A 14006-nucleotide genomic window follows, 5' to 3' on the forward strand; every position below is an offset into this window, starting at 1 on the left:
ACTTATAAAGATCATATATTTATGATTATCAGTGATGAAAATAATGTGATTTTTGATATCGAGATTGAAAAGATTGAAAACTTTTTTGCATTTAACAATGCATTAACAACATGTGTGGTCCATTCTAAAGTTTTGTTTAAAATTACGTAAGTAAGTTTTATTTTGATTTGTTATTGCATCGCTTGTATTGATGTATAACAAAAAGCGTTTTGAGACAATATAAGATCACAAGAATAAATTTCTGATTGGGTATATGAACTACTGACTGTTTACAGATAAAAAAATCTATGCATATCAAAGTTACGTAAGTTTTTCTCTTCAAAATGCGTATTTGAGTTAATTTATTGAGATTCATTAGATACTTATGAATTTTACATATCCACTTAAAAATATAGAATAATATAATTTTACGATTATTGTGGAGTTCATTTTGACAAACTGAAAAACATAATGCTGAGCATTACAAATATTTGCAAAAAATGCTTTTATTAGGTGTTATTTTGTTTCTTTATGGTTTGCATTTTTTATCTTTTTAACCTTGGTTAGAGAGAGAATGTGTATTCATTATCTATTTCTCTATTTTATTTTGAAAGCGTGAAGCATATCAAAAAGTCATGATCGTGGAAGATAAAGAGCTTAAACTGAGGTTATTCCGTGATTCTGTAGAAACGAATTGTTGTAAAATCGTTGAAATTTTTAATGGCTTTATGGATTAAAGTTGGTCTTTTCATCAATATTATCTCTTATCTTATCTCCTTTAGCTTTTCTAATCAAAGAGTTACATTTTTACTCGGTTAGCTATTTCCTCTCAACATACAATAAGAAAAAAATCGCTTACTGTATGCTAACAACATAAAATCCATTATGTGTAAAAACAATTTAGTAATATTTTTTATGTTGTGATTTAAAAATGTTGTGATTAAAAAAATCAATCTTTTTGAAGAAAAATACAATTTAAACAATATTATAATCGTATTATTGTAAATACAATCTTATCACCTAATCAGTCAGTTTTAAAAAAACAAAAACAGAATAATTGACAAAATAAATTAAATATGAAAAAGACAAAACAATAATACAAAATGACAATTATTTTTGTATTATATTTATCCATTCTCTTCTCATAGGAAAATATGAAACATCGATAATGATGTAATGTGTTCTGTTTAGAGAGTAAGGTTTTATTAAATATTGTAATAGGTTATTATAATGAAAATATTTAAACATTGTATATCGTGTGTTGTTGCAGTAGCTATTTTCTTTTCACAGGTTTTAGGAGTCAATGCCAATTCTTTAAATGGTAGATCTCAAAACGCTGATTTTATTTCTGTAATGGAACAAAAGGATAGAGTTATTAAAACTGTTAAGGCGATTATTAGTCAATTTTCGGAACAAAGCAGAGAAAAAGATGTCCAAAAGGTGGCTGGTTTGATAGGAATGGAGCCAGCGATTTTTGGTTTAATCGCATTTCTTGTATATTTCTTTACTAGACAGCCACCGGATCCTAGAAAAAGCGCAGGTGAAAAAGCATTCGATGCTTTTGCTCGAAGTGCATGGGCTCTTACTTAAAAAATGTTGATTGGATAAACTTTAAATTATTTTGTTTTTGAATCTTTCACAATTAATAAACCGTGATTTCAAATCACGGTTTAGCTATTTTTATATTTATTAATATGCCCATTAAGCTTTAATTTTGTAGCTTGGACTCTTTTTTAATATTATTACAGAAATACTTTATTGGGCATAATATAGTCTTTTTGAGGTTTGCACTTTTTATCATTCTCTTATTTTGGTTAGAGAGAATGTGTATTCATTATCTATTTCTCTATTTTATTTTGAAAGCGTGAAGCACTATTAATAATATCAAAAAGTCATGATCGTGGAAGATAAAGAGCTTAAACTGAGGTTATTCCGTGATTCTGTAGAAACGAATTGTTGTAAAATCGTTGAAATTTTTAATGGCTTTATGGATTAAAGTTGGCTTTTTCATCAATATTATCTCTTATCTTATCTCCTTTAGCTTTTCTAATCAAAGAGCTACATTTTTACTAGGTTAGCTATTTCCTCTCAATATACAATAAGGAAAAATTATTTTATATAAATTATTTATTTTACTATATTATAAAAAAATAAAAACATTACATGCAACTAAAAACAACATATTTATATATTATAAAATCATAATAATAGTTATGATAATAAAGCTAAATTTATAATAAAAATAATAAAATAATTTCATCTTAATATATTTTTACCATTAACTTACACAATATAAAATACAAATAAAACAATTGACAATACTAAAATAAATACGTAACGTATATATTTTATATATAATATAATACAAAATAATAATTAAAAATTTTTTATTATATTATTATTCTTAGAAGATAAAAACACATTATCGATAGATGATGTGATGTTTTTTTAGAATATACAGTAAAAAAATTATTTTATTAAATATTGTAATAGGTGTTATATAATGGAAATATTTAAAAATTATATGTTATGTGTTGTTGCAGTAGTTATTTTCTTTTCACAGGTTTTAAGAGTCAATGCTGATTCTTTAAATGATAGATTTCAAAATGCTGGTTTTATTTCTATAATGTCACAGGAAAATAGAGTTATTAAAGCTGTTGATATGATTATTAACCAATTTGGAAGACCAAGTACTGAAAAAAATGTCCACAAAGTTGCGGCTTTAATGGGGCTGGAGGGGGCGATTTTTGGTTTCATCGCATATCTTGTATATTTCTTTACTAGACAGCCACCGGATCCTGGCAAAAGCGTAGGTGAAAGAACATTCACTGCTTTTGTTCGAAGTGTATGGGCTTTGTAGTAAAAGATATTTCCTTGATAAATTTTGAATTGTTCTGTTATTGAATGTTGTATATTAAATAAACCGTGAGGTTTAATCACGGTTTATTTATTTTTACTTTTAATAATATTGGTAAATTTATCCTTTAATATCATTAAGATATTGTTGGGGGGATGGCAGCATAGGGGGTATTAAATTTAAATAATCAGCTGCTTTTTAAAGTTAATTAAATTTTTTCTCTTCAAAATATGCATTTGAGCTGAGTTTGTATTTGATATTTTTTCTATGATGAAAATGTATATGCTTTAATTGAGATATTCATAAACGGTGCTTATTCACTGAAAAAATATAGGGCAATACAATACTTATGGTTATTGTGGATTTTGTGCTGATGAACTGAAAAAGTATAGCGATGCGTTTTATAAATATTTGCAAAAAATGCTTTTATTGGAAGCTTTTAATCTCTTTGTGGTTTACAATTTTTTTTATCATTTTATCTTAAGCAAATAGAATGTAGATTCATTTCTATTTTGTCTAAGAAGGGTGGAAGTTATACTAATGTCAAAAAAAGTCATGATCGTGGAAGATAATGAGCTTAATATGAAGTTATTCCGTGATCTTGTAGAAGCGAGTGGTTATGAAACTGTTGAAACGCGTAATGGTCTTATGGCATTAGATTTAGCGCGTTCATCAATGCCATCTCTTATCCTTGTGGATATCCAGTTGCCAGAGGTCTCTGGAATAGATGTTATTAAACAATTAAAAGAAGATGAAGAACTTCGATCAATCCCCGTTGTTGCTGTAACAGCTTTTGCTATGAAAGGCGATGAGGAGAGAATTCGTGCCAGTGGATGTGAAGAATATATGTCAAAGCCTATTTCTGTTCCGCATTTTATCACAATGGTAAAGCACTTCTTGGATTAAAGCTTTGTTAAGTGATGATAGAAAAAAACATTGAAAAATTTATAAGATTGCTAAAGTTATCGTGCAAATATTTTTGTGCTTTAGCAGGTGGATATGCCTATTAGCAAAATAAATTTAAAAAATTGAAACTGAGGTTTTGAATTTTTTGATCTACTTTTTAGTCCTTGTCTAAGGAGATGGGTTGTTTTGCATTCTTGTTTTCTTCTAACAGATGTAAATTTGTCTCTACGAAACGTTTGTTTTAGCAGTTTAAAAAAGCCCCGTTTTTGTTCGAGGCTTTATGCATTGTACAAAAATTGAAATTAACGCTTTGAGAATTGGAAAGAACGACGGGCTTTTGCTTTACCGTATTTTTTACGTTCAACAACACGGCTATCGCGGGTAAGAAACCCACCTTTTTTCAAGATTGAGCGAAGTTCTGGTTCGTAATAGGTTAAAGCTTTGGAAATGCCATGGCGCACTGCACCGGCTTGTCCGGAAAGACCACCGCCTGCAACGGTTGCAATAATATCAAACTGGGTATCCCTATTTGTTGCAACAATTGGTTGACGAAGAATCATTCTAAGAACAGGACGAGCAAAATATTTGTCGAATTCCTTATTGTTGATCGTGATTTTTCCAGAACCTGGTTTAATCCATACACGTGCAACAGCGTCTTTACGCTTTCCTGTTGCGTAAGCACGTCCTTGTGAATCAAGCTTTTGCACATGAACAGGAACAACATTTTCATGTGTTTCTGTAATACTTGTTACTATGCTAAGCTCAGAAAGAGAATTAATTTCAGCCATAATCAAGCAATCCTTTTGTTTTTGCGGTTTAAAGCACCAATGTCAAGAGATTCAGGCTGTTGTGCTTCATGTGGATGTTGGCTTCCAGCGTAAACACGTAGATTCTTCAATTGACGGCGACCAAGAGGCCCACGAGGAATCATACGTTCTACCGCTTTTTCAATAACGCGTTCAGGAAAACGCCCCTCAAGAAGTTGACGTGCTGTACGTTGTTTGATTCCACCGATATAGCCGGTATGCCAATAATATTTTTTATCCGTATATTTTTTGCCAGTGAGAGCTATTTTATCTGCATTAATGACAATAACGTTGTCACCATCATCAACATGTGGAGTAAATGTAGCTTTATGTTTGCCACGTAAGCGGTTCGCAACAAATGTGGCAAGACGACCTAAAACAAGGTTTTCTGCGTCAATAATAACCCATTTTTTCACCACTTCAGTTGGCTTTTGTGAAAAAGTTGCCATAGAAGTATCCTTTATTAGAACCCTTTATATAAGGGAATTTTTACTGTTTTGCGTTGAAAATTGTTACCATAGCGAAATATTTAACGCATACTACTTGCTCTGATATAATGTCTTTTGATTGACGTCAAGAGAAAATAAAAACTTTATAAAACAGCATGTTATGAGAGGGGTATTATAATACCATATGAAAAGAAGTTTGTGGACCATTTAAACTTAAAATGAATGTTGCAAAAGACTATTTTATCTTTAACGCATGATTGTATTTTATCGTTCTTCATTATAAAATAAACAATAATGCAGTGGCCTCGTTATTTTCTCAATGTTGAATCTTCTGCTTGTGGTCAAGCTTGGTTAGATGCCCTTGATGTTCAAGGGATAAATAATGCGCGCGCTATTTCTCAAAAATTTGGTTTTCCAGATCAGTTAGCTCGAGTACTTTCAGCAAGAGATGTGGATGAAGCTGAGGCTGTTGATTTTATTAATCCGACATTGCGTACGCTTATGCCTGATCCAGAAAGTTTTAGAGATATGCAATGCGCAGCAGAGCGCATTGTTAAGGCTCTTCTCGATCAAGAGCAGGTTGCTGTGTTTGGTGATTATGATGTTGATGGTGCTTGTTCATCGGCACTGATAGCGCGTTTTTTTCGTTATTTTGGTATTGAAGTCAAAATTTATATTCCTGATCGTATTGTTGAAGGCTATGGTCCGAATGAACAAGCAATGAGGATGCTTGTGCAAGAAGGCGCCCAGTTAATTATCACTGTTGATTGTGGCGCAAACAGTCCAGATGCCGTAAAAGCAGCGAGGCTTGCTGGTGCTGATGTGGTGATTTTAGATCATCATCAAATGTCAGAGATTCATCAAGAAGCTGTTGCTCTGGTCAATCCTAATCGCCCTGATGATTTTTCTAAACAGGGGCATTTATGTGCAGCGGGTGTTGTTTTTGTTACGTTAGCTTGGGTTCATCATTTGCTGCGGAAAAAACAATTCCAAGGGCAGCTGCCTGATCTTTTAAGTATGCTTGATCTTGTTGCATTGGCAACCATATGTGATGTCGTTCCATTACAGGGGGTTAACCGTGCTTTTGTGATAAAAGGGCTTCAAGTTGCTCGTTCTATGCATAATCTAGGAATAACAGCTTTAACAAAGGTTGCACGAATAGGGGAGCCGCTTAATAGTTTTCATTTAGGTTTTTTGTTAGGTCCTAGAATTAATGCAGGAGGGCGCATTGGTGATCAAGCTTTGGGAGCACGTTTGCTTAGCTGTGAGAATAAAGATGAAGCGGACAGAATAGCAGAACAGTTAGATCGGCTTAATCAAGAACGCCAAGAAATGGAGAACATTCAATTAGCACAAGCGGAATCTTACATTACTTCTCTTTATCAAGATCAAGAAATACCATTATCGCTTGTCATTTCACATAAAGAATGGCATCCGGGAATTATTGGTATTCTTGCTTCCCGTCTCAAAGAGCGTTTTTTTTGCCCTGTTTTTGCTATTGCTTTGAAAGAAGATGGAAATGGCGTAGGGTCGGGACGCTCAATTAATGGTATAGATTTAGGAGCACTCGTTCGTGAAGCTGTTACACTCAATTTATTAGAAAAAGGAGGGGGACATAGTATGGCAGCAGGAATTACAATTCAATCAACAAAAATTGAAATTTTTCGAAAATGGCTAGAAGAAAAAGTTTCTTTAATGGTTTCTGAGTTGCGTGCAAAAAAATCTCTTAGTATAGATGGTTCTCTTTCTGCTTCTGGTGTTAATGAAGCGCTGTTTGAATTGCTTGAAAAAGCAGGGCCATTTGGGGCAGGGAATGCAACACCTGTTTTTGTTCTTCCCTCTCATCGACTGGTGAATCTATCTGAAGTTGGTAAAGGACATCTTCGCCTCATTGTATCTAATGTTGAAGGAAAAAAACTACAAGGAATAGCTTTTCGTGCTGTAGGGACATCGCTAGGTGATTTTCTTTTTGAAAATATTGGTGAAATGATTCATTTAGCTGGTCATCTTAGTTTGAATTATTGGAATGGAACGATCAATCCGCAACTGCGCGTGATTGACGCAGCTGCAGTGGTTTGAAAGGGATATTTTTTACATTAGATGTCTAGATTAGAAGCAAAAGTAGAATTTTCTTGTATGAAACGAAATCGTGCTTCTGGTTTTGTTCCCATGAGACTTTCTACAGTCTTTTTCGTTTCTTGCATTTCCACGGCATCAATAGAAACACGAAGCAATGTACGTTTTTGAGGATGCATAGTCGTTTCTTTAAGTTGTTCTGCGCGCATTTCACCCAGCCCTTTAAAACGCCCGATTTCGATTTTAGCTTTTCCAGTAAATTCAGTTTTGAGCAATTCATCCTTATGAATATCGTCACGAGCATAAGCAACTTTTCCTCCTTGCGATATTCTATAAAGGGGAGGGACGGCAAGATATAAATGTCCCTGATGAATAAGGTCAGGCATTTCTTGAAAGAAGAAGGTAATGAGCAGTGACGCAATATGAGCACCATCAACATCAGCATCTGTCATGATGATAATACGTTCATATCTGAGATCTTTTTCACGATACTTGGAGCGTGTTCCACATCCAAGAGCAAGGATCAGATCGCTAATTGTTTGGCTTGAGTTCATTTTTTCATGTGCAGCACTGGCGACATTCAAGATTTTACCACGAAGAGGTAAAATTGCTTGGTTTGCTCTATTTCTTGCTTGTTTAGCAGATCCTCCTGCAGAATCCCCTTCAACAATGAATAGTTCAGCACCCACAGCATGGTTCTGGCTACAATCTGCAAGTTTACCGGGCAGACGTAATTTACGGACAGCAGTTTTTCGACTTATTTCTCTATCTTGGCGTCGTCTAACACGTTCTTCAGCACGTTCGATAACCCAATCGAGAAGTTTTGTTGCTTCTTGTGGGGAATTTGCTAACCAATGATCAAAAGGATCGCGAATTGCATTCTCAACGATACGCTGTGCTTCAATGGTTGCTAATCGATCTTTTGTTTGTCCAACAAATTCAGGGTTACTGATAAAGACTGAAAGTATTGCGGCTGTTGAAATCATAATATCGTCAGACGTAATAATCGTTGCGCGCTTGTTTCCTATTAACTCAGCGTAGGATTTCAATCCACGCAAAAGAGCTTGACGTAATCCTATTTCATGTGTTCCGCCTTCTCCTGTAGGAATCGTATTGCAGTAAGATTGCACACAAGAATCACCACCATGCCAAGCGATAGCCCACTCAACGGAGCCATGGCCATTATTGTGTTGTGTTTTGCCAGAAAAAATTTCTGACGTTACTCGATATTCATCTTTTAGTGACGAAAGTAAATAGTCTTTAAGCCCATCGGGAAAATGAAAAACAGCTTTTTCAGGAATATTTTTTGCGCCTTCAAGTATGACGGGATCACAAGACCAGCGAATTTTTACGCCACCAAAAAGATAGGCTTTGGAGCATGTCATCTTATAGATTTTTTCTGGATCAAAAGCTGCTTTTTCACCAAAAATTTCATGATCAGGATGAAAACGAACGCGTGTACCACGACGATTATAAACATCTCCCAGATCTTCCAATCCAGATTGAGGAATACCGCGTGAGAAACGTTGGCGGTACAGTTTTCGTTCTCGGGCAACTTCAACTTCCATATCATCAGAAAGAGCATTGACGACAGAAATTCCTACTCCATGAAGTCCACCTGCAGTTTGATAAGCTTTTCCATCAAATTTTCCCCCAGAGTGGAGTTGTGTCATAATAACTTCAAGAGTCGATTTCTCAGGCATTTGAGGATGATTTTCAACAGGAATACCGCGTCCATTATCTGTAACGGTTATATAACCGTTCCTATCTAATGAGACCTCAATAGAATCTGCATAACCCGCAACAGCTTCATCCATCGCGTTATCAATAATTTCGGCAAATAAATGATGAAGTGCTTTACTGTCTGTTCCACCAATATACATTCCAGGGCGTAAACGTACCGGCTCTAAACCCTCAAGAACTCGAATAGAGAGGGCATTATAGTCATCTTCTTGCGTATCTTTTGCACTTTTTCTTGAAATCATCGCGTTTGATTTCATTGGAGACTGCAGAGTGTTTTCTTTTGTATTTACCCGAGATTGGGCTTTATTTAAAACACTAAAAAGATCCTTTTTGTTATCGCTCATAGCGTTTAACTATCCACCTCATAAAATCAAATATTTATTAAAATAATTTTATGCCTGTTTTTTATTTAAAAATCAATGCACTTAGGAAACATCGATTGTTGGACCAAAAATTTTTTCAAAAGCGTGTTTGAGAGCAATATCAATATCATGCATTGTTACAGGGCAACCTAGATCAAGAAAGCTTGTTACACCGTGGTTTGTAATTCCACAAGGAACAATTCCTGAATAATGGGCTAAATTAGGATTAACATTGATAGAAACTCCATGAAAACTTATCCATTTGCGCACTCGAATGCCAATAGCTGCAATTTTATCTTCGGAAGAAAGATCATTTTGTTTTGATGGGCAATGAGACTGTTTAACCCAGACACCAACGCGATCTTCTCTGCGTTCGCCTTTAATATTAAAGTTGGCAAGCATCTGTATGATCCATTCTTCTAATGCACTAATGAAAGCACGAATGTCTTGTTTCCGGCGTTTAAGATCAAGCATGATATAAGCAATACGCTGTCCTGGACCGTGATATGTAAATTCACCTCCACGTCCTGCTTCATAAACAGGGAATAAATTAGGCGCCAAAAGATCTTTTTTATTTGCACTCGTTCCCGCTGTATAAAGGGAAGGGTGTTCAAGAAGCCAAACTTGTTCATGCGCGGTTTTTGCAAGAATTTTTTCTACACGTTCTTGCATATAACGCAGAGCTTCAGGATACTCAACTAGATGATCACTTATCTTCCATTCAACGGGTGGATTACCTAGAATTGCATTAAAATGATGTGATAAGTGATTACGATCTGTATGTTTCAATTCAAATGTCATTGGTAATATTTATCTTGATGTTTGAGTTTGTATTGTAATCAATACAAAGTGATTACAGAGTAAGGTATAGAATTGTTGAATAAAAGAGAATACGTTCATAAATTTTATCTTAAGAAGATTTGCTACGCTTAAAAATCCACTTTCCTTTTACCATCTTCCTGTTGCACCACCACCACCTGATGATCCACCACCACCCCTAAATCCCCCTCCACCTCGAGGACCTCCGAACCTTCCACCAGGATATCTGCCACCGGCACTTAAGTTAAGAAACCAAGGTGTGAAGATGATCCCCAGCCAGAGATACTTTTGTGGCCCCACTTTTTTACCAAAAATCATTGCAAGAATGGGCAAACCAACGACTATAAAGAGAATGAGAAACATGATTGTATTTATAATCATTTCTTCTTTTTCAGCTTGTTTACGTTGTTCTTCAACGATTTTAGCTTTTTCTTTGATGCGAAAAGTAAAATCAGAATCACTTTCTGTAATAACTTTGATAATTGCATCAACTGCTTCAGCAATTCCTTTTTGATAATTTCCTTCGCGAAAATTAGGAATCATGAAGCTATTAATAATGACAGAGGAAAGAGCATCTGTTAGCTCTCCTTCCAAACCATATCCAACTTCGATACGTGCTGTACGTTCATTCGGTGCAATGACCAGTAATACACCATTATTGATCTTCTTTTGGCCTAATCCCCATGTACGAAAAAGAGAATTGCTGTATGTTTCTATATCGTTGCCCGAAAGAGTAGGGAGTGTCACAAGAACAATTTGATCTCCCGTTTTCTCTTCGAGTGCTGCCAGTTTTTTTGTCAAGTCTTCCTTGGTTGCATTATCGAGCAAATGAGCCACATCATTAACATAACCTGTTAAATGAGGAAATTTTATTTGCGAACAAGCGATACTTCCCAATGCAGCAACTAAATACAGAGAGCAGATAAAAGCCCATAATTTTGGAAATACAATACGTTGCAAAGAGTATCGAAATGATTTCATTAATTAAAATTAACCTTTGGTGTTTGTTGGCTATCTGTATCGATGGTAAAAGTTGGCATCGGTTTAGCATCGCGAAACCATAATTTTGCCCAAATCATCGTCGGCATTGTTTTGAGTGCAGTATTGTAGGCACGTACTGTTTCAATATAATCGCGGCGCGCAACGGAAATACGGTTTTCTGTTCCTTCTAATTGTGATTGAAGAGCAAGAAAGTTTTGGTTTGCTTTAAGATCCGGATAGTTTTCAACAACAGCCATAAGTCGCGAAAGTGCACTTGATAAATTTGCTTGATTTTTGAGATATTGCTGCATAACTTCTGGATTATTCAACATATCTGCATTAATGTTGACTTGTGTTGCTTTAGCACGTGCTTCAATTACATTTGTGAAAACACTTTGTTCATGAGCTGCGTAAGCTTTAACTGTTTCTACAAGATTGGGGATGAGATCTGTACGACGTTGATATTGATTGAGCACTTCACTCCATGCTGCATGTGCTTTTTCTTCATTTGTTGGTATCGTATTAAATCCGCACCCACTTAAAAATGGCACTAACCAAGCCAAAAAAATCACGATTGGAAATTTTTTTAATATTTTAAACATTGAAGAAGTTTGTACATTTAACATAAAGATGTCTCCACAGATATTTTATGTATTATATAGGGTTTATTTTCTTGGTGGAAAGTATTTTGAAATTTATAAACAGGCGTATTTATCAATAAACTGATATCTCTATGCGTTTTAGGTACGCTTAAGTGACTTGTTGATATTAAAATAATAATGGTAATATAGATGTCATCTTATAAAAGTTCAATAATATTTATATCAATTATTATTACAGAAAATTATATTATTTTCGTAGTATTTTTGTGTTTCACAACGTGCAGATCACAATTGGAAAAGGGAAAAATGTAAGTATCAATCTTATGGAAAGATAGAAGGTAAGGGCAGTTCTTATTTTCACTCCTTTAGAAGTTATGTTTAATAGATTGGACAAAAAAGGCTTTTTAACTATGTATGGTAGTAATTGTGAAGGAGGCGGAAAATCCTGTGATAGAAAGTGTTCAACGGCAAAGTGAAAAGTTTGATGGATTGGCTAATGATTATGATCGTTATCGTCCTCGCTATCCCCTTACTTTATTTAAAACCATGCTCCATTCTTTTAAGAACAAAAAGCATTTGTCCATTGTGGATGTGGGTGCTGGGACAGGCATCGCATTAGAGGGAATTGTTAATTTTTTAGGAAATGAGCACCAATATCATGCTATCGATGTATCGGCAGACATGATTAAGAAAGGGCGGAAAAAATTTCCTACAGTGCAGTGGTATCAGGGCCGTGCCGAAAACCTATTGCCTCAAATTGGCGAGGTTGATCTTGTCATTGCAGCGCAAGCGTTTCAGTGGATGGAGCGTCCTAAGTTGCTTTGTTCTGTTTCAGATCAACTTCGAGCCAATGGTGTCATGGCAGTTATTCAAAATAATCGCGATTTCAAGCATAGCGAATTTCTAGAGGCTTATGTGACCTTGTTAGAAAAAATGAGTCCGAACTATTCCCGTTATTATCGTAATTTTGATTTTTTACAGGAAATGAGTGATGGCTTTGGGGTAGATCCGGAAAAGATTTTTTTTCATACGCATAATTGGACGATGATGATCCCATCTGAAGCTTTTATTGGAATGAGCCGCTCTTCAACGCAAGCGCAACGCGCTATTGCTTGCTATGGGGAAGAATATTTGCGGCAATTGGTCGCATTGATAAAGAAATATGAAGTGCAAGGCAATTTGGAGCTTTTGTATCGAAGTGAGCTCTATATGTATGCAGGATAATCCCATATCGATGATTGCTTTTGCTCTTTTAGCACATCAGAGTGGGCGGTATTCAGGAAATTAACGCCTTATTAAGGCAGGTTTTGAGGGGGACGTTTTTTTCTTCAGCATTCACGTTGACATCTTATTACGTCTGATTTTCATTGTTTACTTGATATGAGAGAATTTAAATAGAAAATTTATGCACTGCATTATAGTATCGAAGCGCTTTCTTTACTGCAGTTTAACAACAGATTATTTTATAAAATAAGAAGAGGTAGATTGAATAGAAATATTTGATAATTCTTTGTTTTTATGATTGTTTTTTATTATTAAATGAGAGTGTTTTTAATAAACTTTGACAAAAACAACTGAAAAAGTACAAAAAATTATCATAATCAGAAATTTGTAGTAAAAAAGGTAATGGCTTGGAAGCACCTTTAAAAAACAACTCATTTTGAAATTATCTCTAAATTCAGATTCAATATAACAAAAAAGTAAAATATAAATATGTTATATGGAGCATTTCTCTTTTTTAAAGATATAATATAAAAACAATATGTTAATTAAATTTTTTGATATAAGAAAACTTCTTTTATTTTTATTTTAAATAACGGGTTAGGGCGAGTCTTGTGTGGTTTTATTGAAGATGTGCTTTTTAGGTTTAAATCTGGCGCTTTAAATACAATTTTAGAAGTAGCAAAAAAGCTCAATTTCTTCTCTGTTGTGATGTGTTGAATAAGTTTTTTAATTTTCTATAGAGTTTAATTTTTGCAATCATGATAGATTGTGACAGCTATCTATTTAAGGTTTTTATAAGTTTAGTAGGAATAGCTTGATGATAAATCCATTGAGCTCTCCATCTTTACGCTTCATAAAAGAATAAGCCTGCACCATCACACACTTTGTCATTTCCCAATGTTGCGACAGTCCTTGACATGGTTTATAAAAGAGGTTTTTAGTCCTTTTTTGTACAGTTTTATCCATACGACAATCTCGCTTATGACGTGCAAGCGGATGGTTTTGATTGATTCAACATACACAGATTTGGAATGAGAGAGTCTTAAGATATTCCGCTCTCTCATTTAATATTAATAATGCTAGATTATGATTATAAATTAATGCGTTATCTATTTTTGAAATCCATGACCTTGGTTGTGTTTGTCAATATTTCATTTTCATTTATCGTCAACTATTCTACTTTTGGATAATGACTTCATTGT

General features: G+C 34.5%; 11 protein-coding genes. 5 read left to right on the forward strand and 6 right to left on the reverse strand.

The features are described from left to right. Positions 1-1209 precede the first annotated feature (1209 nt). The 3 genes from ACFILW_RS02960 (at position 1210) to ACFILW_RS02970 (ending at position 3742) form a co-directional block, all read left to right on the forward strand. Positions 1210-1569, forward strand: coding sequence for a hypothetical protein (locus tag ACFILW_RS02960; RefSeq protein WP_375622358.1), 360 nt, complete (start codon positions 1210-1212; stop codon positions 1567-1569). Positions 1570-2482: 913 nt separating this feature from the next. Continuing rightward, positions 2483-2839 carry a hypothetical protein gene (locus ACFILW_RS02965; protein WP_375685146.1) on the forward strand — a complete coding sequence of 119 codons (357 nt, stop codon included), beginning with the start codon at positions 2483-2485 and terminating at the stop codon, positions 2837-2839. Positions 2840-3376: 537 nt separating this feature from the next. Beyond that, positions 3377-3742: a response regulator gene (locus ACFILW_RS02970; RefSeq protein ID WP_273724078.1), complete on the forward strand. Its 366-nt coding sequence runs from the start codon at positions 3377-3379 to the stop codon at positions 3740-3742. Between the two features lie 302 nt (positions 3743-4044). Here ACFILW_RS02970 and rpsI read toward each other — a convergent pair whose 3' ends face one another. Continuing rightward, a complete protein-coding gene (rpsI, locus tag ACFILW_RS02975) occupies positions 4045-4530 on the reverse strand; it encodes a 30S ribosomal protein S9 (RefSeq protein WP_015856545.1) in 486 nt (161 codons plus the stop codon). Positions 4531-4532: 2 nt separating this feature from the next. Beyond that, positions 4533-4997, reverse strand: a complete 465-nt coding sequence (gene rplM / locus ACFILW_RS02980; RefSeq protein ID WP_375642563.1) for a 50S ribosomal protein L13 — start codon at positions 4995-4997, stop codon at positions 4533-4535. 294 nt (positions 4998-5291) lie between these two features. On the opposite strand from rplM, the gene recJ reads away from it, so the two are divergent. Next, positions 5292-7076, forward strand: coding sequence for a single-stranded-DNA-specific exonuclease RecJ (gene recJ, locus ACFILW_RS02985; protein WP_375685147.1), 1785 nt, complete (start codon positions 5292-5294; stop codon positions 7074-7076). A 17-nt stretch (positions 7077-7093) separates the two neighbouring features. On the opposite strand, the gene parE is transcribed toward recJ, so the two are convergent. The 4 genes from parE to ACFILW_RS03005 form a co-directional block, all read right to left on the reverse strand. Then, positions 7094-9160, reverse strand: coding sequence for a DNA topoisomerase IV subunit B (parE, locus tag ACFILW_RS02990; RefSeq protein WP_375621422.1), 2067 nt, complete (start codon positions 9158-9160; stop codon positions 7094-7096). A gap of 81 nt (positions 9161-9241) precedes the next feature. Further along, positions 9242-9979: a lipoyl(octanoyl) transferase LipB gene (gene lipB / locus ACFILW_RS02995; RefSeq protein WP_375622362.1), complete on the reverse strand. Its 738-nt coding sequence runs from the start codon at positions 9977-9979 to the stop codon at positions 9242-9244. Between the two features lie 147 nt (positions 9980-10126). After that, positions 10127-10978 (reverse strand): TPM domain-containing protein, encoded by an 852-nt coding sequence (locus tag ACFILW_RS03000; RefSeq protein ID WP_375613127.1) that lies wholly within the window; start codon positions 10976-10978, stop codon positions 10127-10129. After that, positions 10978-11604: a LemA family protein gene (locus ACFILW_RS03005; RefSeq protein ID WP_375633780.1), complete on the reverse strand. Its 627-nt coding sequence runs from the start codon at positions 11602-11604 to the stop codon at positions 10978-10980. The genes ACFILW_RS03000 and ACFILW_RS03005 overlap by 1 nt, the downstream gene beginning before the upstream one ends. Before the next feature lie 390 nt (positions 11605-11994). Between ACFILW_RS03005 and ACFILW_RS03010 the strand changes: the two genes are divergently transcribed. Continuing rightward, positions 11995-12804 carry a class I SAM-dependent methyltransferase gene (locus tag ACFILW_RS03010; protein ID WP_375685148.1) on the forward strand — a complete coding sequence of 270 codons (810 nt, stop codon included), beginning with the start codon at positions 11995-11997 and terminating at the stop codon, positions 12802-12804. Positions 12805-14006: the final 1202 nt, after the last annotated feature.

The organism is Bartonella sp. TT110JLCBS, from assembly GCF_042193405.1.
GTDB lineage: Bacteria > Pseudomonadota > Alphaproteobacteria > Rhizobiales > Rhizobiaceae > Bartonella.

What these genes read in the sequence shown, in the direction of transcription:
- ACFILW_RS02960 (WP_375622358.1), top strand. Translation starts at nt 1,210, where the DNA reads ATGAAAATATTTAAACATTGTATATCGTGTGTTGTTGCAGTAGCTATT.
- ACFILW_RS02965 (WP_375685146.1), top strand. Translation starts at nt 2,483, where the DNA reads ATGGAAATATTTAAAAATTATATGTTATGTGTTGTTGCAGTAGTTATT.
- ACFILW_RS02970 (WP_273724078.1), top strand. Translation starts at nt 3,377, where the DNA reads ATGTCAAAAAAAGTCATGATCGTGGAAGATAATGAGCTTAATATGAAG.
- rpsI (WP_015856545.1), bottom strand. Translation starts at nt 4,530, where the DNA reads ATGGCTGAAATTAATTCTCTTTCTGAGCTTAGCATAGTAACAAGTATT.
- rplM (WP_375642563.1), bottom strand. Translation starts at nt 4,997, where the DNA reads ATGGCAACTTTTTCACAAAAGCCAACTGAAGTGGTGAAAAAATGGGTT.
- recJ (WP_375685147.1), top strand. Translation starts at nt 5,292, where the DNA reads ATGCAGTGGCCTCGTTATTTTCTCAATGTTGAATCTTCTGCTTGTGGT.
- parE (WP_375621422.1), bottom strand. Translation starts at nt 9,160, where the DNA reads ATGAGCGATAACAAAAAGGATCTTTTTAGTGTTTTAAATAAAGCCCAA.
- lipB (WP_375622362.1), bottom strand. Translation starts at nt 9,979, where the DNA reads ATGACATTTGAATTGAAACATACAGATCGTAATCACTTATCACATCAT.
- ACFILW_RS03000 (WP_375613127.1), bottom strand. Translation starts at nt 10,978, where the DNA reads ATGAAATCATTTCGATACTCTTTGCAACGTATTGTATTTCCAAAATTA.
- ACFILW_RS03005 (WP_375633780.1), bottom strand. Translation starts at nt 11,604, where the DNA reads ATGTTAAATGTACAAACTTCTTCAATGTTTAAAATATTAAAAAAATTT.
- ACFILW_RS03010 (WP_375685148.1), top strand. Translation starts at nt 11,995, where the DNA reads ATGGTAGTAATTGTGAAGGAGGCGGAAAATCCTGTGATAGAAAGTGTT.